At 68.5% G+C, this 20,459-nt stretch carries 18 protein-coding genes; 12 read left to right on the top strand and 6 right to left on the bottom strand.

Annotated features, from left to right (window positions below):
- Positions 1–42: 42 nt before the first annotated feature.
- Positions 43–984: a DMT family transporter gene (locus ACFRAQ_RS22830; RefSeq protein ID WP_379102742.1), complete on the bottom strand. Its 942-nt coding sequence runs from the start codon at positions 982–984 to the stop codon at positions 43–45.
- Between the two features lie 84 nt (positions 985–1,068).
- Here ACFRAQ_RS22830 and ACFRAQ_RS22835 point away from each other — a divergent pair, with 84 nt between their 5' ends.
- Positions 1,069–1,629: a CGNR zinc finger domain-containing protein gene (locus ACFRAQ_RS22835; RefSeq protein WP_379102744.1), complete on the top strand. Its 561-nt coding sequence runs from the start codon at positions 1,069–1,071 to the stop codon at positions 1,627–1,629.
- Here ACFRAQ_RS22835 and ACFRAQ_RS22840 read toward each other — a convergent pair.
- Complete coding sequence (locus ACFRAQ_RS22840) at positions 1,531–2,949, bottom strand: hypothetical protein (RefSeq protein ID WP_379102746.1); 1,419 nt, start codon at positions 2,947–2,949, stop codon at positions 1,531–1,533. The two genes, ACFRAQ_RS22835 and ACFRAQ_RS22840, sit on opposite strands and share 99 nt — an antisense overlap.
- 237 nt (positions 2,950–3,186) lie before the next feature.
- Here ACFRAQ_RS22840 and rpsF point away from each other — a divergent pair, with 237 nt between their 5' ends.
- The 8 genes from rpsF to ACFRAQ_RS22880 all read left to right on the top strand — a co-directional run bounded on the left by rpsF (position 3,187) and on the right by ACFRAQ_RS22880 (position 12,848).
- The gene (gene rpsF / locus ACFRAQ_RS22845; protein WP_357274669.1) at positions 3,187–3,477 is read left to right on the top strand and encodes a 30S ribosomal protein S6; all 291 of its coding nucleotides are present in this window, start codon (positions 3,187–3,189) and stop codon (positions 3,475–3,477) included.
- A gap of 103 nt (positions 3,478–3,580) precedes the next feature.
- On the top strand, positions 3,581–4,138 hold the full coding sequence (locus ACFRAQ_RS22850; RefSeq protein ID WP_379102750.1) for a single-stranded DNA-binding protein: 558 nt from the start codon (positions 3,581–3,583) through the stop codon (positions 4,136–4,138).
- A 61-nt stretch (positions 4,139–4,199) separates the two neighbouring features.
- A complete protein-coding gene (gene rpsR, locus ACFRAQ_RS22855; protein WP_040814320.1) occupies positions 4,200–4,469 on the top strand; it encodes a 30S ribosomal protein S18 in 270 nt (89 codons plus the stop codon).
- Between the two features lie 17 nt (positions 4,470–4,486).
- Positions 4,487–4,942, top strand: coding sequence for a 50S ribosomal protein L9 (gene rplI, locus ACFRAQ_RS22860; protein WP_357274672.1), 456 nt, complete (start codon positions 4,487–4,489; stop codon positions 4,940–4,942).
- Positions 4,943–5,431: 489 nt separating this feature from the next.
- Entirely contained in the window at positions 5,432–8,077 is a 2,646-nt protein-coding gene (gene dnaB, locus ACFRAQ_RS22865; RefSeq protein ID WP_379102753.1) for a replicative DNA helicase, read from the top strand.
- Positions 8,078–8,226: 149 nt separating this feature from the next.
- On the top strand, positions 8,227–10,158 hold the full coding sequence (locus ACFRAQ_RS22870) for a CocE/NonD family hydrolase (protein WP_379102755.1): 1,932 nt from the start codon (positions 8,227–8,229) through the stop codon (positions 10,156–10,158).
- Between the two features lie 116 nt (positions 10,159–10,274).
- On the top strand, positions 10,275–12,200 hold the full coding sequence (locus tag ACFRAQ_RS22875) for a DUF6301 family protein (protein WP_379102757.1): 1,926 nt from the start codon (positions 10,275–10,277) through the stop codon (positions 12,198–12,200).
- 9 nt (positions 12,201–12,209) lie between these two features.
- Positions 12,210–12,848: a class I SAM-dependent methyltransferase gene (locus ACFRAQ_RS22880; protein ID WP_379102758.1), complete on the top strand. Its 639-nt coding sequence runs from the start codon at positions 12,210–12,212 to the stop codon at positions 12,846–12,848.
- 12 nt (positions 12,849–12,860) lie between these two features.
- On the opposite strand, the gene ACFRAQ_RS22885 is transcribed toward ACFRAQ_RS22880, so the two are convergent.
- Positions 12,861–13,283 (bottom strand): winged helix-turn-helix transcriptional regulator, encoded by a 423-nt coding sequence (locus ACFRAQ_RS22885; RefSeq protein ID WP_379102761.1) that lies wholly within the window; start codon positions 13,281–13,283, stop codon positions 12,861–12,863.
- 66 nt (positions 13,284–13,349) lie between these two features.
- Here ACFRAQ_RS22885 and ACFRAQ_RS22890 point away from each other — a divergent pair, with 66 nt between their 5' ends.
- From ACFRAQ_RS22890 to ACFRAQ_RS22900, 3 genes are all read left to right on the top strand, one after another.
- Positions 13,350–14,273 carry an NADP-dependent oxidoreductase gene (locus ACFRAQ_RS22890; protein WP_379102763.1) on the top strand — a complete coding sequence of 308 codons (924 nt, stop codon included), beginning with the start codon at positions 13,350–13,352 and terminating at the stop codon, positions 14,271–14,273.
- Positions 14,274–14,341: 68 nt separating this feature from the next.
- Complete coding sequence (locus tag ACFRAQ_RS22895; protein WP_379102765.1) at positions 14,342–15,877, top strand: FAD-binding protein; 1,536 nt, start codon at positions 14,342–14,344, stop codon at positions 15,875–15,877.
- Positions 15,878–16,060: 183 nt separating this feature from the next.
- On the top strand, positions 16,061–17,611 hold the full coding sequence (locus ACFRAQ_RS22900; protein ID WP_379102768.1) for a phytoene desaturase family protein: 1,551 nt from the start codon (positions 16,061–16,063) through the stop codon (positions 17,609–17,611).
- 10 nt (positions 17,612–17,621) lie between these two features.
- Here the strand turns inward: ACFRAQ_RS22900 and ACFRAQ_RS22905 are convergent, their stop codons facing one another.
- From ACFRAQ_RS22905 to ACFRAQ_RS22915, 3 genes are all read right to left on the bottom strand, one after another.
- A complete protein-coding gene (locus ACFRAQ_RS22905) occupies positions 17,622–18,266 on the bottom strand; it encodes a class I SAM-dependent methyltransferase (RefSeq protein ID WP_379102770.1) in 645 nt (214 codons plus the stop codon).
- 258 nt (positions 18,267–18,524) lie between these two features.
- Positions 18,525–19,445 carry a LysR family transcriptional regulator gene (locus ACFRAQ_RS22910; protein WP_379102773.1) on the bottom strand — a complete coding sequence of 307 codons (921 nt, stop codon included), beginning with the start codon at positions 19,443–19,445 and terminating at the stop codon, positions 18,525–18,527.
- 213 nt (positions 19,446–19,658) lie between these two features.
- On the bottom strand, positions 19,659–20,285 hold the full coding sequence (locus ACFRAQ_RS22915) for a GDSL-type esterase/lipase family protein (protein ID WP_379102776.1): 627 nt from the start codon (positions 20,283–20,285) through the stop codon (positions 19,659–19,661).
- Positions 20,286–20,459: the final 174 nt, after the last annotated feature.

Consider the following 20,459-nt stretch of genomic DNA (forward strand, 5'->3'; position numbering starts at 1 on the left):
TGTCACGGAAATCGCGCCCGCGACGCCCCGCCGCCAGTGGATTCACACCCGCTGCGGCTGTGAGCCGACCGCGAGGTGGGGGCCCGCGGCGACCGGGCCCGGTTTCGGAACACGCTCCGGTTCGGGTGCTGCGGCGCGGCGGGAAGCGAGCACCAGGCCCAACAGCCCGACCGCCAGCCCGGCAATCGTCAACGGGCGCAACGGCTGACCGATGGCCAGCCACGCCATGACCGCGGTGACAGCCGGGATGGCGAAGAAGAAGCGGCTGACGCGGGTGGTGTCCCAGCGCTGCAGCATGGTGTTCAGCAGCAGGAACGCGCCGATGGAGTTCACCAGCACCATCCACACCATGGAACCGGCGAAGCGGGCGGGATCGGCGATGCGGAAATCGCCGCCCGCCCAAGCCATCGCGCCCGCGAGCGGAGCGCTGACCGCGATGTGCAGCGCGGTGCCGGTGCGCGGATCGAGCGCCGGGGTGAAGCGCTTCTGGTACACGGTGCCCAGGCTCAGGCCGAGCAGCCCGACCACGCACAGCAGCAGCCCCGGCAGCGAGAAGGCCGGCTGATCCAGCACCGCGAGGCCGACGCCCACCCCGCCCACGCCGAAGCCCAGCCACTGCCGCGCGCTCACGGATTCGCCCAGGGCCCCGGCGAATACCGCGATCACCACCGGGCTCAGCCCCTGGACCAGGGAGATCACCGCGGCGGTGACGTGCTCGTGCATGGCGGTGTAGAACGCGCCGAACTGGACCATCTGCATGAGCAGGCCCGCCACCAGGGTGTGCGCGAGCGTCCGGCCGCGCGGCCAGACCGCACGGGTCAGCAGCGCGAACGCGATGAGCAGCGCGCCCGCGATGCCGAAGCGGGCGAAGAGCACCAGCATCGGCGGGGCCGCGCCGACGCCGATGATCCCGGCGATGAAGGCGCTGCTCCACATGAGGATCAGGGCCGGTGGGCCCGCCACGTCCAAGAGCCGGTTCTCCATGATCCCTCCAAGCGCTAACCCGTTCAGGTGGTTATTACCGTCGCACCGCGCTACATAACCTGTCAAGGGGGTTATGATCGGGACATGTCATCGTTCGCCGACCCGCACCTGTTCGTCAGCGGCAATCTCGCGCTGAACTTCATCGGCACGGCACAGGAACGGCGCACCACCTTCATCGAACGCCTCACCAGCGCCGAAGACCTGGGCGAATGGACCGTCGCGGCCGGAATCCTCGACACCGCGCCCGACTGCGCGGACGCCCTCGAACCCGCGCTCCAGCTGCGCGAAGCGGCCTGGCGGCTCATGCAGGCCACCCTGCACGGCGAACCCCTCGAAGACGCCGACCGCAAGCTGCTCAACCGGCACGCGCACGCCGAGCCGCCCGAACTCACGCTGCGCGCGGACGGTTCGGTCACCCGCGGCGGGACCATCGAATCCGCGCTCACCGCCATCGCCCGCTCGGCCGTCGAACTACTCGGCGGCCCGGAACGCGAACGGCTCAAGGAATGCGGGCGAGACGCCTGCACCCGCCTCTACCTGGACACCTCACGCGGCGGTTCGCGCCGGTGGTGCGATATGGCGGTCTGCGGAAACCGAGCCAAGGGCAAGGCTTTCCGCGCCCGGAACACCGATACGGAAGGGTGACCGCTCCGAGGCGGACACGAACACGAAGAAGAACACCAGCAGCAGCACCGCCCGCCCCCACACGCCGATCTGCACCAGATACTGCTCCACCTCGTACGGATGACCCGACCCGAGCTCGTAGAAGTAGCGGAAGACACCGACGCCGATACACAGGTCCGCCAGCAGATACGCGATCACCAGGCTCCACGGCACCCGCAGCAGCACCAGGAACGGGATCAGCCACAGCGTGTACTGCGGCGAATGCACCTTGTGGAACAACAGGAATCCACACAGCATGGCGCCGCTGACCCCGATCCACGGATACACCCCCGCCAGCCGATACCGGCGCACCCCCAGCCAGCAGGCCAGCACGAACGACCCCACCACCAGCGTCGGCGAGAGCACCGACACCAGGTGCTGGAAGGCCGATTCCGACTCCTGCGACGGACCGAACAGCGGGCGCAACCCCCAGTACCAGATGGAATTCGTGGTGATATCGGCCTGCCGCAATTGCTGGAAGGTGATCGACGCACGCCAGCCGTCGTAACCCGCGAGCGCGAACGGCAGATTGATCGCGACCACCGTGCCGATCGCGGTCGCGGCCACCATCAGTGCGCCGCGCACATCGAATCGCTTCTCCCGCAAGGGATATTCACCGAGCAGCACATAGATCAGCAACGGCAGCACGAAGATGCCCGGATACAACTTGAAACAGAAGCCGATCGCCAGGAACACCGCCGCCGCGATCGCGCGATCCCGCAGCGAATACCGGGTCAGCGTCGTCATCACATAGAACGCGGCGACCGCGGTCGCGACCACCGGCAGTTCCCAATTGTGAAAGGCGTAGAGCACCAAGGGCGGTGCGGCCGCCCACAACAATGCCGCCGGACCGGCCATCCGGGCCAGCAGGTACGCGGTCAACAAGGCGAACGGAGCCAGCAGCAGCGCCGAATGCCACAGGAAGGCCGCGTCGGTGTGCGCGCCGATTCCGCCGATCCACATGAACAGGCCGCTGAGCACCGGATACTCCACCGCGCCGCCGGTCAGCTGACCGTCCGGGGTGATGCCGCCGGTTATATACGGAAAGACGTGGTGATCGATGCCGCGACCCAGCCACAAGTACTGGATGTCGGAATAACAGACATCCGAATCCTTGATCACGTCGAAGAGCACGCTGCGCCCGGATTCGTCGTACGGGCCGACCGCGCAGCGCGCCTTGTTCACGAACGCGATCAGCAAGGTGACCCCGCACACCAGCGTCGAGACGACCGCGATCATCGACCCGCGCGCATCGCGACGGCGGGGAGCGGCCGCAACGCTGACGACCGGTCGATTCGGCATGGGCATCACCCTAGGTGGCTGGTCGGCGAGTTCGCCTGTTCAAAATCTGGACTGGCCCGATTTCGCAGGCCACGCCTTGGTTATCTACCCCGGATCCGACGCCGTGAACGCCGTCCGGACCCCTTTTCTGTTCGTCGCGGCCGCTCATGTAGCCTTGTCGGGTTGCTGACGCAACGAACCCTCCTGCCCACGGACAGTCCGTGGGCCGTTCACAGTCCACAGGAGGTGATGAGGTCCGTGCGTCATTATGAAGTGATGGTTATTCTCGATCCAGCGATGGATGAGCGCACCGTCGGCCCGAACCTGAACAACATGTTGGGTGTTGTCGGGTCCGAGGGCGGCAAGGTCGACAACGTCGACATCTGGGGTCGCCGTCGTCTCGCCTACGAGATCGCCAAGCAGGCCGAGGGCATCTACGCGGTCGTCACCCTGACCGCCAAGTCCGAGACCGTCAGCGAACTCGATCGCCAGCTGGGCCTGAACGAGTCGGTGCTGCGCACCAAGGTGCTGCGCCTCGACAAGAAGTAAGACCAGTCCTCCCGCGACGTCGCTCGTAACCGTCGGTGCCGATCTCTAGGCTGACCGGTGAACGCGAGCGCATTGCGGACTGCACCGGAAAGCAGGAGGAACCATGGCCCAGGGCGACACGGTCATCACCGTCATCGGCAATTTGACGGCTGACCCCGAGCTTCGATTCACGCCCGCGGGAGCGGCCGTCGCGAACTTCACGGTCGCGTCGACTCCCCGTGTGTTCGACCGTAATACCAATGAATGGAAAGACGGCGAAGCGCTTTTCTTGCGCTGCAACATCTGGCGTGAAGCTGCGGAGAACGTTGCCGAGAGCCTGACCCGTGGCTCGCGAGTGATCGTGAGCGGACGACTGAAGCAGCGCTCCTACGAAACCCGCGAGGGTGAGAAGCGCACGGTCGTCGAACTCGAAGTCGACGAGGTGGGTCCCTCCCTGCGGTACGCGACCGCGAAAGTCAACAAGACCACCCGTGGCGGTGGTGGCGGCGGCTTCGGCGGTGGCGGACAGGGAGGCGGCGGCCAGCAAAGCGGCGGCGGCTTCTCCGGTGGTGGCAGTGGTGGGGGTCGTGGCGGCCAGAGCGCCGGCGACGACCCGTGGGGCAGTGCCCCCGCGGCCGGCTCCTTCGGGGGCGGGCCCATGGACGACGAACCGCCGTTCTAGACAACGGCTTTCCCCGGAATCCGCTTCGGCGAGATTCCCAAAATTACGGAGTTGAAAGACCATGGCCAAAGCACCGGCACGCGAAAAGGTGCTGAAGAAGAAGGCTTGCACCTTCTGCAAGGAAGACAAGGCCGGCAAGAAGAACAACACGGCCGGCGCGAAGATCGACTACAAGGACACCGCGCTGCTGCGCAAGTACGTGTCCGACCGTGGCAAGATCCGCGCGCGCCGGGTGACGGGCAACTGCGTCCAGCACCAGCGCGATATCGCTGTCGCCGTGAAGAACTCGCGTGAGGTCGCTCTGCTGCCTTACGTGTCCACCGCTCGCTGAGAAAGGAAGACACAGCTATGAAGCTCATCCTCACCGCTGATGTCGACAACCTCGGTGCGCCCGGCGACACCGTGGAAGTCAAGGACGGCTACGGCCGTAACTTCCTGCTCCCGCGCGGCCTGGCGATTGTCGCCACCCGTGGCGCGGAGAAGCAGGTCGAGGGCATTCGCCGGGCACAGGATGCCCGCCGCGTGCGCGACCTGGACCACGCCAACGAGCTGAAGCAGGCCATCGAGGGCCTGACCGGCGTGTCGCTCGCGGTCAAGACCGCCGGCACCGGCAAGCTCTTCGGTTCGGTCACCGCGGCCGACGTCGCCTCGGCGATCAAGACCGCCGGCGGCCCGGTCGTCGACAAGCGCAGCATCGAGCTGCCGAAGGCCCACATCAAGAGCACCGGCAAGCACGGTGTCGTGGTGCATCTGCACCCGGATGTGGTCGCCAAGGTCGACCTGCAGGTCACTGCCGCCGAGTAATTCGGTTGATCGGAGGCCGCCTCACCCGTGGGGGCGGCCTCCGATTTCTTTGTTTGCTCAGGAATCGCCAGATTTCGGATCGGTTGTGGATTGCCCAGCAAACCAACCGTTTTCGTTGTGTGACCGGCCACACCCGCGTGACCGTTCGTTTACCCAACACGCCCGGCCGTTGCCGTCCAGCGACACGCCGCACGAAATTGATCCACAGTTGCGAACAGTGAGAATTCCGCCACTACCAGCGCTTTGAGCAGCGACATCGACTGTTGTCCCCAAGTTTTCCACAGGGGGTGCACAACGGGCGGTGAACAATACCCACGTTATCCACAGGTGTGTACACAGCTCGGTTTGGCGGGTCACCGCCCGGTCGCCTAGGTTCGCCTTCGAGGTCGTGACCACGGCTCGAGCGTGGCGGTCCCAACATGTCGGTGCGCTGGCGTACAACGGGTCTTGCACGCCGTTGCGGCGCGAGCAGAGAGGACGGTCGAGCCCATGGCAGTCGTCGACGATCGCGGCCACGACGAGCACGGGCCCGCCGACTATCCCGACGCTCCCGGTGAGGATTTCGGCCGTCAGCCGCCTCATGACATGGCGGCGGAACAGTCCGTTCTCGGCGGCATGCTGCTGTCCAAGGACGCCATCGCCGACGTCGTCGAAGTCATCCGCCCCGGCGACTTCTACCGCCCCGCCCACCAGGCCGTCTACGACGCCATCCTCGACCTCTACGGCCGCGGCGAACCCGCCGACCCGGTCACCGTCGCCGCCACCCTGGACCGCAAGGGCGAACTCAAACGCATCGGCGGCGCACCGTATCTCGTCACCCTGACCCAAACGGTCCCCACCGCCGCCAACGCCGGCTACTACGCCGAGATCGTCGCGGAGAAGTCGGTGCTGCGCCGCCTCGTCGAAGCGGGCACCCGCATCGTCCAGTACGGCTACGCGGGCGCCGACGGCCAGGACGTGGCCGAGGTCGTGGACCGCGCCCAGGCCGAGCTCTACGACGTCACCGAACGCCGCTCCAGCGAGGACTTCGCCCCCCTCACCGACATCCTCCAGCCCACGATGGACGAACTCGACTCCATCGCCTCCCGAGGCGGCATCTCCCTCGGCGTCCCCACCGGCTTCACCGAACTCGACGAGATCACCAACGGCCTCCACCCCGGCCAGATGGTCATCGTCGCAGCTCGACCCGGCGTCGGAAAGGCTCTCGCACTCGATACCCCGCTGCCCACACCGGGCGGCTGGACCACCATGGGCGAGGTCAAGGTCGGCGACGAGTTGCTGGATGCGCAGGGCCGACCCACCCGCGTGGTTGCCGCCACCGAGGTGATGCTGGACCGGCCCTGCTTTGAGGTCGAATTCTCCGACGGCACAGTCATAGTCGCGGATGAACAGCATCAGTGGCTCACCGAGACACGATCCTCGCGCCGGTCGGCGCAGCAGGCCGCTACCGGCCAGAATCGGTGTCGGAATCAGAAGACCTTCGCGGAAGTGCGGACGACTGCCGAAATCGCGGCCACTGTGCGCTGCAAGACCGCCGATCGACGGCTCAACCACTCGGTGGTCAACACCGAGGCACTGCAATTGCCCGAGCGCGAGCTGCTCTTGCCCCCATACACATTGGGTGCTTGGCTCGGCGACGGTAGTTCGGCGTGTGCGCAGCTGACCACAGCCGACCCCGAGATCGTGTATCGGATCGAGAACGAGGGCATCGTGGCGACGCAGTCGGATTCCGCACCGCTGCGCTACAGCCTCCGGCTACCCGAGGACGCACCGATCGAGCCGCGCGACTGCATCGTCTGCGGTACGGAGTTCATCCCATACACCAGCGAGGTCCGCACCTGCGGCCGATCCTGCGGTGGTAAAGCTCGTTTCGTCTCCGGTCCAGCACCCAGCCCGACCTGCCCGCAGTGCGGCGGCCCGTCCATCGGACTGCGTCTGTGCCAGTCCTGCCGCAATTCCGTCGGAAGTGTGCAAGCTCGTCTGCGCACCATCGGGGTGCTCAACGACAAGCACATTCCTGCCGAGTACCTGCGCGCTTCCGAGACACAACGACGCGCCCTGCTCGCCGGCCTGCTCGACACCGACGGGACCGTCACCAAGGGCGGCTCGGTCCAGTTCGCAGTGACCAACGAGCAGCTTGCCCGGGATACCGAAGAGCTGATCGTGAGCCTCGGCTACCGCTGCCAGCTGTCGACCAAGCGAGTCCGAGGCCGTACCGAAGCGAGTTCGACCGCCTACACCCTGACCTTCGCCACCGAGGACGAGGTCTTCGGTCTGAGCCGAAAAGAGCTGCTGCACAAGCAACGACGTGGCGCGGCCAATACATCGCGCTCCAGTTCGCGTTTCATCGTGGACATTCGTCCGATCGCATCGGTCCCGGTCCGCTGCGTGGAGGTGGACAACACGGATCACCTCTACCTCGCGAGCCGAGCGATGATCCCGACTCACAATTCCACCCTGGGCATGGATTTCATGCGCAGCTGCTCCATCAAGCACGGCATGGCCAGCGTCATCTTCTCCCTGGAAATGAGCCGCACCGAAATCGTCATGCGCCTCCTATCCGCGGAGGCGAAAATCAAACTGGGCGATATGCGTTCGGGGCGGATGAGCGACGACGACTGGACCAAGCTGGCGCGGCGCATGAGCGAGATCAGCGAAGCGCCGCTGTTCGTTGATGATTCGCCGAACCTGACGATGATGGAAATTCGAGCGAAGGCTCGACGGCTGAAGCAAAGGCACGACCTTCGCCTCATCGTTGTGGACTACCTCCAGCTGATGAGCTCCGGTAAGAAGGTCGAATCCCGACAGCAGGAAGTCTCCGAGTTCTCCCGAAGCCTCAAGCTGATGGCGAAGGAGCTCGAGGTCCCAGTGATCGCGATTTCGCAGCTCAACCGTGGTCCGGAACAGCGAACCGACAAGCGCCCCATGGTCTCCGATCTTCGCGAATCGGGCTCGCTAGAACAGGACGCCGACATGGTTATCCTGCTTCACCGACCTGACGCTTTCGAACGCGACGACCCTCGCGGCGGTGAAGCGGACCTCATTCTGGGCAAACACCGAAATGGCCCCACCGCAACCATCACGGTCGCGCACCAGCTGCACCTCAGCCGATTCGTCGATATGGCCCGCGGATAGGTCGATCTGTACCCGTCGCGGGTATCGGCGCGGTCCTGTTCGTGGTGTTGGCGGTGCTGGCGGTCATGGAGCTGCGGCAGGCTCCGCCCACCGGTGCGGTTTGAGCGATTGTCGGCCGGTGGGGGCGGGTGCGGCGTTACCGTCGATTCATGACCCGGAGTGGGCGACGGCGTGGCCGGATCGCACAGGTGGGAGCGGTGGTCGGCGTGGTCGCGCTGATCGCCGCCGGGTGCGGGAGCGGCGGGGGCGGGTCGGGGCCGCAGGATGCCGGGAGCTGGCCGCCCGCGGGTGGGCGTGGGGCGTGCGCGGTGGACAAGCAGGAGAACGTGCCCGCGACCATGCGGGACGGGGTGGTGTTGAAGGCCGATGTGTATCGGCCGAAGACCGGTGACGCGGTGCCGGTGGTGCTGATGCGGACGCAGTACGGGAAGGCGGCGGCGCAGATCCAGCCGTACCGGTATCGGACGCCGGAGTGGTTCGCTTCGCACTGCTATCTCGTTGTGGTGCAGGATATTCGCGGTCAGGGTCAGTCGGCGGGGGTGTTCACCGAATTCGGGAACGACATGACCGACGGCTACGACTCGGTGGAGTGGGCGGCCGCGCTGCCGGGGACGAATGGCAAGGTCGGGATGTACGGGTCGTCCTATGTCGGTGCGACGCAATGGCTTGCCGCGATCAGCACGCCGCCGCATCTGACCACGATCGTTCCGGCCAATACCGCCTCGGATTACTACGACGGGTGGACTTACGAGGGCGGGGCGTTCCGGTTGGGGTTCGTGGAGCCGTGGGCCATGGAGACGATCGGGGCGAGCGCGGCCGTGAATCGCGGCGATACCGGCACCGCCAAGCAGCTGGCGGCCGACGGCACGAATTACACCCGGTGGCTGGGTTTCCGCCCGTATCAACAGTTTCCGCCGTTGCACCCGGGGGATCCGGTGATCGCGCCGTGGTTCTACGACTGGGTGCGGCATTCGACCCGCGACGACTATTGGAAGCAGTGGAGCATTCGGGACAGGTACGCGAATGTCACAGTCCCCGTCCTGAATTTCGAGGGCTGGTACGACGCGTTCCTGGCCGGCGGGGTGGAGAACTTCACGGGGATGGTGGCCGGGGGCGGTTCGCCGGAGGCGCGGGCCGGGCAGCGGTTGGTGCTGGGGCCCTGGGATCACCTGGGATGGGGTCGCCCCGGAAGCGGGGTGACGACGCCCCTGCTGACCGCGACCGGGACGGCGGGCGACAGTCCGATCAATGAGCTGATGCTGGCCTGGTTCGACCATTTCCTGAAGGGGAAGGACAACAAGGTTTCCGGGCAGCCGGTGGTCGACTATTTCGTGATGGGCGCGAACAGGTGGAAGTCGGCGTCGGCGTGGCCGTTGCCGAATACCCGCTGGACCACCTATTACCTGTCGGGGAATGGCGGCAATTCGATGCTGGGGCGGACGGGCGCGCTGGCCGCCGAGGCGCCGAAGGATCCGCAGCAGCCGGATCGGTTCGAGTACGACCCGTTGAATCCGGTGCCGAGCGCGGGCGGCCATTCGTGTTGCGGTGCGTCGTCGGGGCCGCAGGGGCCGGTGGATCAGTTCGTGGTGGAGCAGCGGTCGGATGTGCTCACCTATACGACCGCGCCGATGCCGGGGGATACGGAGATCACCGGTCCGGTTCGAATGACGTTGTGGGCGGCCTCGAGTGCGCCGGATACCGATTTCACGGCGAAGCTGGTGGCGGTGGCGCCGGACGGGTCCACGGTGAACCTCAACAATGGGATCATTCGGGCGGCGTTCCGGGATTCGCTGGAGCGTCCGGCGCCGATCGTGCCGGGGCAGCCGTACCGGTACTCGATCGATATCTGGCCGACGAGTTATCTGGTGAAAGCGGGATACAAGATCCGGGTGGAGGTCTCGAGCAGCGATTTCCCGCAGTTCGCGCCGAATCCGAATACCGGTGATCCGTTCGGGGAGAACACGAATACGCAGGTCGCGACGCAGACCGTCTATCACGATCCGGAGCATCCGTCGGCGCTGGTGCTGCCGATCATTCCGGCGGGCGACGCGGGAAGTTCGCGATTCCCGACCGAGCATTGAAGACCGTGGCCGGGCTTCCCGTGAGTTGTCCGCCCCGTGGGAAGCGCCGGCCGCTTACATAATAGTCGCGGCCGGGAAGTTTCCCGACATGGCCGGGCCGGGGTTAGTGTCGCGAGGTGGGATTCGAGGTACGGGTCGATATCGCGGGTGCGGTCGAGATCGTCGGTGCGGCCGCCGGGTTCGGCTGGCGGTGGGGTTCCGGGAATGTCGCGGAATTCGCCCGACTGGTCGGTTGGACCGGGCCACAACCGGTCGGCACTCTCCGCAACGGTCCGGTCTTCTCGCGCACCGGCCTGCCGGTGTGGTGGGACTCGGCCATGTTCTGGGGCAGTGACCGCGGCCTGGACCATGTGCGCGTGGCCATCTCCGACTGCCCGGATCCCGCCGACCCCCGCAGCCGGGACCTGCTCACCGCCGCCATGGCCCGCGCCGCCGCGGAGTTCACCACCCGCTGGGGCGATCCGGAGACCACCGCCGCGGGTCCCGCCGAGGGCCTGGCCTGGCGTTTCCCGAATGTCTTCGCGGGTCTGACGATCGGCGCGGACACCGTGGACCTGCTGCTGGTGAATCCGACCGCGCAACGGTATTGGATGGAGCGCCGCCACGAGGCCGCCCGCCGCCGCGCCGCCGCGGGCCCCTGGATCCGGTTCGCCGAGAGCCTGGCGGGATTCCTGGAGACGCTGCCGGTCGACGGGCGACTGCTGGTGACCGCGCCCGGTGGGCGTTTCGTGCAGTTCGAGGCCGGGCCGGAGCAGCTGGCGGGCGAGTTGGCCCGCAGCGAATTCATCGATCCCGCCTGGTATTACGGCCCCGAACTGGAACGACAGCTGATCGCGCTGGGCTGGACGCCGCCTCGCGAGGGCAATTGGACGCGTCGCCTCTCCCGGCGCGCGGGCACCGTCGCCATGAGCGGGCTGGCCCTGTGCACCACCGACACGCTGCGCGCGGTCGGGGTCGCCGCACCGACCGAACTGGTGGCCGACGCCTGGTTGGAGGGCGGCACCGATCTGGAGGTGAGCACGCTCGGTATTCCGCCGCACCCGACCTCCCGCACCCAGCGCGCGGACTTCCTGCGCCGCCACGCCGTTTCCGAATTCGATGCCGGGCCGCTGCGCGTGGATGTGCCCGCCGGCGTCGAGATCGCGCGTGCCGCCCGCGCCTTCGCGTGGACCTGGACCCGCGCCGACCTGGACGGGTTCGCCGCCGTCGTGGGCTGGAAACCGGTGCACGACAACGATATCGGGGAGCGCACGGTGTGGGCCGACACCGAGCTCCACGTGGACGATCCGCGCGCCCGCTTCTGCTTCGACGGTGACCGGCTCGAGGCGGTCTGCGTCACGCTCAGCGACAGCATCGAATCCTTCCTCTACGACGAGGGCCTGCCCGCCGAGGTCGCGGCGCAGCGCACCGCCGCCCAGGCTCGTGCGCTGGACGGGTTCCGCGCCGAATTCGGGGCGCCCCGGCACGCGGTGCTGGGCCAGGCGTACGGACCGGCCTGGCCGGAGGGCCGCCTCACCCTGGGCCTGGTTCCGGAGGCCGACACGGTCGAGCTGTACCTGGTGCGGCCGGGCGAACGCGACCGCCGCCTCATCATCGAGCAGCAGCGGGCCGCGCATCGCGCGCACGATCGCGAATGGGAGCAGTGCTACGAGGAATTGGCCGCTCTCATCACCGATCTGGCGGACTCCGGCCAGCTCACCGTGGATGCCGGAGACCCGCATCGGGCCCGGGTCGACCGGGACGGCGACCTGCTGCGCCTGGAACTCGCCACCGCCACCGCCCGCGAACTGTCGCCGCGCGTCCTGAAGTTCATGCTGCGCGACGGCTGGCAGCATCCCGATCACCGCTATCCGCTGTGGCACATCGACCTTCAACTGCCCGCGCTGCCCCGGGACCTGCGCCGCCTGGCCCGGCTGGCGATCCTGCCGCTGCGCACCCTGATGCCGCCGCAGGCCCGGTTGCGGGTGCTGTTGAACGGCGAGTACCTGCCGGTTCGGGCCCCGTCGACGGGCGCGATCGGGGCACTGCCGACGGAGGCCTAGAGTCGAAACATGGTGGACAGTGCGGACATAACGGTTACCCGGGACGCGTACGACGAGGTCGCGGAGCTGTACACCGATCTGTTCCGGCGGCAGTTGCAGGACAACCCGTTCGACGCCGTGATGCTCGACGCGTTCGCGCACACGGTGCGGGAGCACGGGGCAGGACCGGTCGCCGATATCGGCTGCGGTCCGGGCCGGGTCACCACGCATCTGGCGGCGGCCGGACTGGAGGTGTCCGGCATCGACCTGTCGCCGGAGATGATCCGGATCGCCCGCGAGCTGTACCCGGACCTGTCCTTCGAGGTCGGCCCGATGGAGCGGCTGCGGTTCGAGGACGAGTCGCTGGCCGGAATCGTGGCCTGGTACTCCATCATTCACACCCCGCCGACCCGGGTTCCGGACGTGCTGACCGAATTCGCCCGGGTGCTGCGGCCCGGCGGGCACGCACTGTTCGGCTTCCAGGCCGCGGACGAGGCGACCGGCGTGCACGACTACGACCACAAGGTCGCGCCCGCCTACCGCTGGGCTCCGGTCACGTTCGCCGAAGCGCTGGCCGCGCACGGCTTTCGCGCCACCGCGACGCTGGCCCGGGAGGCCCGCCCCGACGAGCGCACCCCGCAGGCCATCGTGCTGGCGGTCAAGGTGTGAGCGAACCCGGGTTCAGGGGCTGACCGGTTCCGGCTCGCGGGTCGCCCGTTCGTCGAAAGCCGCTCGGGCGACGGCGATCTCGTCGGCGTGCCGCAGCGCCCACTGTCCCATGGCGTGCGTGATGTGCCCGAGGTCCGCGCCGAGTTCGGTCAGCGCGTACTCGACCCGGGGCGGCACGGTCGGGTACACGGTCCGCCGGACCAGCCCGTCGCGTTCCAGGTCCCGCAGCGTGCGGGTGAGCACCTTCTGGGTGATGCCGTCGAGGCGGCGGCGCAGTTCGTTGAACCGGATCGGGCCGCCCTCCTTGCGCAGCGTGCCCAGCACCAGCAGCACCCATTTGTCGGCGAGCACCGCGAGCACGTCGCGGGCGGGGCAGCGCCGCAGGTAGCTGTCGACCAGATTTCCGGATGGCTCCCAGTCGGAGACGGTATCCATGAGGTACCTCGGGATCAAAGGAGTGCCTTCTTCCTGACAGAGACTATCCCGCGCAGGATCGAGATCATGAAAGCGATCAGTCAGCGCACCCTCGGCGGACCCGGCGTTCTGGAGACGGTGGAGGTCGAACGGCCGCGGCCCGGCGCGCGCGAGGTGCTGGTGCGGGTGGAGGCCACCTCGATCAATGCCGCCGATTGGAAACTGCGCTCCGGCGCGATCACCAAACTGGGCCCGCCGCCGTTCACCCTGGGCCTGGACCTGTCGGGCGTCGTCACCGAAGTCGGGGCGGAGGTCACCGAATTCCGGTCCGGGGACGAGGTTTTCGGCAATGTGGTCAGCCGCTCCGGCGCGAACGCCGAATACACGGTGACCCCTGCGGAATTCCTGGCCCGCAAGCCCGCCGGACTCGATCACGTCCGAGCCGCCGCGCTGCCCACCGCGGCACTCACCGCCTGGCAGGCGCTCGCCGAAGTCACACCGGGACAACGGGTTCTGGTACACGCGGCAGCGGGTGGCGTCGGCCATCTGGCGGTGCAGATCGCGAAGGCGCGCGGCGCGTATGTGATCGGCACGGCCCGCACCACCAACCACGAATTCCTGCGCGACCTGGGCGCGGACGAGCTGATCGATTACACGACAACCGATTTCGCCACCGCTGTGCGCGACGTGGACCTGGCCTTCGATCTGGTCGGCGGCGACTACGCGGCCCGGTCATTGCGCGTTCTCACCCCGCACGGCCGCGTGATCGACGCCCAGGGCGAGGAGGCGCTCGACGATCCCCGCTACCACCGCCACTACTTCACCCCGTCCGGCGCGGATCTCGCCCGAGTCGCCGAGCTGGTGGTTGCCGGTCGCTTGCGCGCGGTGGTCGACCGGGTGCTGCCGCTCACCGACGCGGCCGCGGCGCACGCGCTGGGCGAGTCCGGGCGGGTGCGCGGCAAAATCGTGCTGACCTCCTGGAACCGATCGGCTATCCGGCCATTGGGATAGTTGATGCGCGGGGCGCGCCCGCCCGCATACCGTCGCGCGAAGAGACCGCGTCGATCAGGGAGCAAACGGTGACGGACTGGAACGAAGAAGTCGATGTCCTGGTGGCAGGGTCGGGCGGCGGCCTGGCCGGGGCCTACACGGCCGCCCGCGAGGGCCTGAGCGTGGCGGTGGTCGAGGCCACCGAGAAGTTCGGCGGCACCACCTCGTTCTCCGGTGGCGGCGGCGTCTGGTTCCCGTGCAACCCGGTGCTGCGGCGCGAGGGCGTGGACGACACCGTCGAGGACGCGCTCACCTACTTCCGCGCGGTGGTCGGCGACCGCACCCCGGCGGATTTGCAGGAGACCTACATCCGCAATGGCGCGAAGGTCATCGAGTACCTGGAGCAGGACGACGCGTTCACGTTCCAGATGTTCCCGTGGCCGGACTACTTCGGCAAGGCCCCGAAGGCGCGCCTGGACGGCAAGCGGCACATCGTGCCCGCGCCGCTGAAGGCCGCCAAGCTGGGTGAGCTGAGCGAGTCCGTGCGCGGACCGCTGGCCACCGAACGGCACGGCGACCCGCAGCCGGACTATCTGATCGGCGGGCGCGCCCTGGTCGGCCGCTTCCTGCTGGGCCTGTCGAAGTTCCCGGACGTGGCGCTGCACCTGAACACCGCGCTGGTCGAGTTGGTGACCGAGGACGGCGCGGTGACCGGTGCGATCGTGGAGCGCAACGGGCAGCGCATCGCGATCCGGGCTCGCAAGGGCGTGCTGCTGGCGGCCGGCGGTTTCGAGGGCAACGACGAGCTGCGGCAGCGCTACGGCGTGCCGGGCGTGGCCCGGGACACCATGGGGCCGTGGGGCAATCAGGGCCAGGCGCACGTGGCGGGCATCGCGGCGGGCGCGGACACCGACCTGATGGATCAGGCGTGGTGGTCGCCGGGCCTCATCCATCCCGACGGGCGCGCGGCGTTCGCGCTGTGGTTCACCGGCGGCATCTTCGTCAACCAGGCCGGCGAGCGGTTCGTCAACGAGTCCGCGCCCTACGACCGGCTCGGCCGCGACATCATCGAGCACCTCGGCGACGGCTCTGTGACCCTCCCGTACTGGATGATCTACGACGACGCCGAGGGCGTGGCGCCGCCGATCAAGGCCAGCAATGTGCCGATGGTCGAGGCGGAACGCTTCATCGAGGCGGGCCTGTGGAAGACCGCCGACACGCTGGAGGGTCTGGCCGCGGAGATCGGCGTCCCCGCCGACGCGCTGATCGCCACCGTGGCCCGCTTCAACGAATTCGTGACCGCGGGCGTCGATCCGGACTTCGGCCGCGGCGACGAGGCCTACGACCGCGCCTTCTCCAATGGCGAACCGCCGCTGGCCCCGATCGTGCGGGGCCCGTTCCACGCGGCCGCCTTCGGCATCTCCGACCTGGGCACCAAGGGCGGTCTGCGCACCGACACCGCCGCCCGCGTCCTGAACGAGGCGGGCGAACCCATCCCGGGTCTGTACGCCGCGGGCAACACCATGGCCGCGGTCAGCGGCACCGTCTACCCCGGCGGCGGCAACCCGATCGGCGCGTCGGTGCTGTTCAGCCACCTCGCCGCGCTGGACATGAGCACCCGCTAGAACACCCCCGGAGGTTCGCGTAGAACACCCCGGAGGTTCGCGGCGCGTCTCGTTCTGGACCGAGTGGAGCGGGGGAGCGAAGCGGAGGAGCGGAGGGAGGGAAGAACGAGACCTCCAGCGCCGCGAACCCGCCCCGGAGCGAAGCGGAGGGGCAAATCGAACACAGTGTGATGCGATGGAGGCATGACGCAGGCGGGATACGACGTGATCGTGGTCGGCGGCGGCCACAACGGGTTGGTGGCCGCCGCCTACCTGGCCCGGGCCGGGAAGTCGGTGCTGGTGCTGGAACGCGCGGACCATACCGGCGGCGCGGCCGTCTCCGAGCGGGTGTTCCCCGGCTTCGACGCGCGGCTGTCGCGGTACTCGTATCTGGTGAGCCTGCTGCCCGAACGGATCGTCCGGGACCTGGATCTGAGTTTCGAGACCCGTAAGCGCCGTATCTCCTCGTACACGCCGATCGGCGATGCGGGGCTGCTGGTGGACAACGGCTCCGAGGCGGCGACCCGCGCGAGTTTCGCGCAGGTCACCGGGTCGGAGCGGGATTACGAAGCGTGGCAGCGGTTCTACGCCGTGACCGGGCGGCTGGCCGAGCGGGTGTTCCCGACACTCACCCATCCGCTGCCCACCCGCGCCGAACTGCAGCGCACGGTCGATGATTCCGCCGCCTGGGAGGCGATCTTCGAACGGCCCCTGGGGGAATCGGTGGAGGCCGCCTTCGCCGACGACACCGTGCGCGGCGTGGTGCTCACCGACGCGTTGATCGGCACCTTCACCCACGCCCACGATCCGTCGCTGCTGCAGAACCGCTGCTTCCTCTATCACGTGATCGGCGGCGGCACCGGCGACTGGAACGTGCCGGTCGGCGGCATGGGCGCGCTCACCGACGCGCTCGCGGCGGCGGCCCGCCGGGCGGGGGCGGAGATCCGGACCGGCCGCACCGTCATTGGCATCGACACCGACGGCGACGCCGCGGAAGTCCGCTTCACCGAGGGCGATCGCACGGGCACGGCCGGCGCCCGGCACGTGCTGGTGAACGCCGCGCCGTACACACTGGCGGGCCTGTTGGGCGAGTCGGCCGACAAGCCCGAAGGCGCGCAGCTGAAGATCAATATGCTGCTGCGGCGGCTGCCGAAACTCCCTGACCCACGGGTGGATCCGCGCACCGCCTTCGCCGGGACCTTCCACGTCTCCGAGTCCGCGGCCCAGCTCGACCGCGCCTATCGGGAGGCCGCGGCGGGCGCGCTGCCTTCGGCGCCGCCGTCGGAGATCTACTGTCACACCCTCACCGACCCGTCGATCCTCGCGCCGGAGCTGATCGAGAGCGGCTTCCACACCCTCACCCTGTTCGGCCTCCACACGCCCGCACGGCTTTTCGCCGACGACCCGCGCGGCGCGAAGCGGCGCTTGGTGGACGCCACTCTGGCGCAGCTGGATTCGGTGCTGGCCGAACCCATCGGTGACTGCCTGGCCTTGGATGGTGAGGGCAACCCGTGCATCGAGGCCCGCACCCCGGTCGAACTCGAACGCGAGGTGGGGCTGCCCGGCGGGCATATCTTCCACGCGGACTTGGCTTTTCCCTACCGCATCGGCTCCGCCGACAGCCCGGCGGAGCGGTGGGGCGTCGCGACCGGGCATCGCAATGTTCTGCTGTGCGGGGCGGGTGCGGTGCGCGGCGGCGGGGTCAGCGGCATCGGCGGGCACAATGCCGCCATGGCGGTGCTGGAACAGGACTGAGCGGGTCCCGTCACCGCGAGGGCAGCAGCTGGGTGACCCGCCACAGCCGCCGCGGCAGCTCGCCCTCCTCGAACGGGTGCCGGTCGCGCAGTTCCCAGCCCGCGGCCAGGCTGTCCACCAGCGCCTCGGAGAAGAAGTGCACCGCGAACCCGCCGTGCTCGTAGATGTCGTCGCCCAGCGCCTTACCGGTGCCGAAGTGCGCGTCGTCGGTATTGCGGACGGTGTAGACGAACGCCCCGCCGGGCTTGAGCACTCGGCGGATCTCCGCGACCAGGTCCCGCAGCTCCTGGGTGCTGAGGTTCATGCACAGCAGCATGTGCGCGTAGACCGCGTCCACGGCGCGGTACGGCAGCGGAATCGGCTGGCGGACATCGTGTTCCAGAGTGGTCACCCGCGCGCTCAGGCCGGCCGCGTCCGCCCACTCCCGCAACTGGGCCAGCCCGACGGCGCTGAAATCGGTGGCCGTCACCCGAAAACCGCGGCGCGCCAGATAGATCGCGTCGCGGCCGTGACCCGCGCCCAGTTCCAGCACCTCGACGGCGCCCTGCTCGCGGAACAGGTCGGCCGCGTACACCGCGGCCTCCGACGGCTGCTCGCCGTACATGCCCGGATGCGTGCGGTAGGTGCGCTGCCAGTGTTCGTGCTGGTCACTCATGCTGCGTCCTTTCGGGCACGAGCGGAGCGCCGCGTGGTTACGCTGCGCTGCCGCCTCCGCGCTTGACCGCTCATGCCGCGTCCTCTCGGGCATGAGCGGAGCGCTGCGTGGTTACGCTGCGCTGCCGCCTCCGCGCTTGACCGCTCATGCCGCGTCCTCTCGGGCACGAGCGGAGCGCTGCGTGGTTACGCTGCGCTGCCGCCTCCGCGCTTGACCGCTCATGCCCCCTATCATGTCCGACCGGCGGCGGCTCGGGGGTTAGGACGTGCGGCGGCCGTCCGCGCCGTGCTGGCCGCCCATGATGTCGGAGCAGCAGCGAATGAAGTAGCGCACCACCGGATCGGCCTCGGAGGCGTCCGGCCAGACCACGGCGACCCGGGTGGGGCCGATGCCGTGTACGGGCCGGAACACCACGCCCGGGTATTCGGTGCGGGAGGTGGAGGCGGGGGTGAAGCTCACCCCGAAGCCATTGGCGATGGCGCGCAGCCATTCGTCTGTATTGCGGGCGATGGCGCCGATGATGGCGGTGTCCGCGGGCCGTGAGTCCAGGCCCATCCAATAGTCGCGCCACCAACCGGTTTCGGCGGGCGAGGCGACGTAGGGCTCGTCCCACAGTTCCCGGAACGCGATGTCGTGGCGGTCCGCGAGCGGATGGTCCTCGGGCAGCGCGATCCAGCGCGGTTCGGCGAACAGTTCCCGCAGGTGGTATTGGTCCTGACCGGGAAAGGGCAAGCGCAGCAGGGCGACATCCACATCGCCCTCGTCGAGTCCGGCGGTCGGGTCGGTCCAGCCGCCCTGGTGCAGATCGACCTGCCAGTCCGGGTGCAGCCGGTGGAAGACCCGGATGATCTCCGGGATATGGCTGTCGGCCGCGCTGTTCACGCAACCCAGCCGCAGCACCCGGGAGGCGCGGCTGGAGTCGCTCTTGGTGTTGCGCAGGATCCGGTCCCAGGACGCGAGCAGCGCGGGCAGCTGCTCGGCGAGCACCTTGCCGGCCGCGGTCAGGGTCCAGCCCGCCCGGGACCGGATGAACAGTTCCACGCCCAGCTGTTGTTCGAGCTGTTTGATCTGGGTCGCCAGCGCGGGCTGCGCGACATGCAGTCGCTGCGCCGCCCGCGGCAGGTTCTCCGCATCCGCGACTGCCAGGAAGTAACGCAGCAGTCGCGTGTCGATATCCATGCCACCAGGTTAGGAACAGGGCAACCGGTAGGCATACCCCTGGCTTGGAAGGTGGGATTCGGGCGGCATGCTACCGGCGGTTCCGTGTCGGGAGGGGCGGCACGCGGGGAGTGACGGTGCTCGCGTCGGGCGATTCGGGCGTTGGCGCGCGCCAGATTCGAATTGCTACGAAGTTGCCCTACTCGAAAGGCGAGGACGACGAGCCCGGCGAAATCAGCGCACGACAGGCAGTTCCGAGCCCGGATCGGCGAGCCAGAGCAGCCAGTGAGGGGCGAGCAGGGCGGCGAATTCGTCGTAGCCGGTCGCGCTCGGGTGGTAGCCGTCACCGGCGGCGATGTCGCGCATCCAGATCTGGTTCTCACGTAAGGGCTGATGGGCCCGCAGGTAGGGCGCCTGCGCCTCGTCGCACAGCTCGGCGTAGCGGACGTCGAGGTCCAGCAGCCGGGCATTGTGCTCGTCGTCGACGTTCGGCGGTGGCGCGACCACCATTGCCTGCCAACCCTTTTCCCGCGCCCGGCGCAGGATCTCGGCCAGGTTGCGCACCGACTCCACGGAATCGACTCGGGGACGCCCGTTCTCGAACTGGGTGTCGTTGACGCCGGTGGAGATCACCACCCGGCAGTCCGCGCCCGCGGGCAGCCGGGGCGCGCATTCGGCCTCCCACCGCCCCCGTAGCTCGGTGCTGTTCTCCCGGCGGATCCCCAGGTTGTAGTAGGTCAGGGGCTGCCCGGCCGCGGTCGCCCGGGCCGCCAGCCGCCCCGCCCACCCCAGGCATTTCTGATCACCGACCCCGGCGACGAACGACTCCCCCAGAAAGCAGACACGCAGATCGAGCACCACGGGCAGATCCTCGCACGCCGGTCGGACCGCCGCCCGATCCTCGGAATAAGCCGGAAAAACCGATACCGGAACCGGGCGCGGCGGACGCTTCGGGCCGGGCTTGTCGGGCAGTGTCCGGCCCACGGGTTACGGTTAGCGACGTCAGCCGACCCTGGGACCGCAGCCGTTCCCACG

This window comes from Nocardia sp. NPDC056611 (assembly GCF_042792755.1).
Classification (GTDB): Bacteria; Actinomycetota; Actinomycetes; order Mycobacteriales; family Mycobacteriaceae; genus Nocardia.